The organism is Pedobacter sp. 05L430 (assembly GCF_056397585.1).
On sequence record NZ_JBFTNT010000515.1, the window covers coordinates 1 to 1476 of the forward strand.

Below are 1476 nucleotides of genomic sequence, written 5' to 3' on the forward strand. Positions count from 1 at the left end.
TCTCCGCTCCAGGAATGCATTTTTCCATTACTTAAGTATTCTCGCTGATGAACCTCTTCGGTTAACCTAAATTCTTCAGGTATGTCGCGTTCGTCAACAAAAATCGAGTCAAGATGATCTTTAAAAGTCATTAATATATAGTTAGAGATTAAAATAGATTATATGTTAAAGATCACTAATTACTTTGTATTTTGGAACTAATGTTTTCATTATTACCCAAGCCACCAGGTAGGCAACAGCACATATTGTAAACATAATTGTGTAGCCGGTTTCAATATGCCCTAGAGCCTTATAATGGTCAAATAACCCACCACCCAGTTTTGTCATAACAACACCGCCAAGGCCGCCAAGCATACCACCAATACCTACAACAGAACCAATTGCTTTTTTAGGAAACATATCTGAAACTGTGGTAAACAGGTTTGCCGACCATGCCTGGTGCGCAGATGCACCAACACCAATTAACAATACAGGCATCCAGAAAGATATATGGCCCAAAGGCTGTGCAGCAAGCACAACAAGCGGAATTACCGCAATCATTAACATTGCTTTCATACGGCCGTCATATGGTTCATATCCTTTTTTAATAAAATACATTGGGAACCAGCCACCGCCAATACTTCCAACCATTGTCATGCTGTACAATACCGCTAATGGGAGCATGATCTGAGTATCCATCATGCCATACTGATCTTTCAAATAAGCAGGCAACCAGAACAGGAAGAACCACCAAACACCATCCGTCATGAATTTACCTACAGCAAAAGCCCAGGTTTGTCTGTATGTAAGGAGTTTGAACCACGATACTTTTGTTTCTTCAGCTACACCTTCACTATTGATCACTCTGGTATCAACATCATCTGCTTTTATGTAAGCGAGTTCTTCGGCCGAAAGTCTTTTTTGTTCTTCAGGTTTTTCATAGTATTTATACCAAAATATAAGCCACAAGAAACCTATTGCACCTATAAATAAAAAGGCAGCTTCCCAGCCCCATTTTGCTGCAATAAACGGGACACTTAAAGGTGCTAATACCGCACCAATATTGGTACCTCCGTTAAAAAATCCGGTAGCAAAAGATCTTTCCTTTTTAGGAAAATACTCTGCAGTAGCTTTAATTGCAGCCRGAAAATTCCCAGCCTCGCCAAATCCCAATACTGCTCTGGCAACCATAAAACCTACAATAGAAACAGAGGCAACGCCAATACCCATAAAGCCAAGTACTGTGGAAATGCTTTGACCTATTGGAATAGCAAAGGCGTGTATAACTGCACCTACCGACCAAATAATGATGGCCCAGGCATATCCTTTTTTAGTTCCAAGTTTGTCGATTATCCGCCCTGCAAAAAGCATCGATATAGCGTAAACAAATTGAAAAACAGAAGCAATGTTTGCATAGTCGCTGTTGCTCCAGCCAAAAATCTCTTCTAAATGTGGTTTAAGTAAGCTTAACACCTGTCGATCAAGATAATTCACAGT

General features: G+C 40.1%; 1 protein-coding gene. It reads right to left on the bottom strand.

Going from position 1 to position 1476, the window contains the following annotated elements:
- Positions 1-165: 165 nt before the first annotated feature.
- Positions 166-1476: MFS transporter (locus AC1DG9_RS26965; RefSeq protein WP_477635680.1), on the bottom strand; the 1311-nt coding region annotated here is incomplete at its 5' end.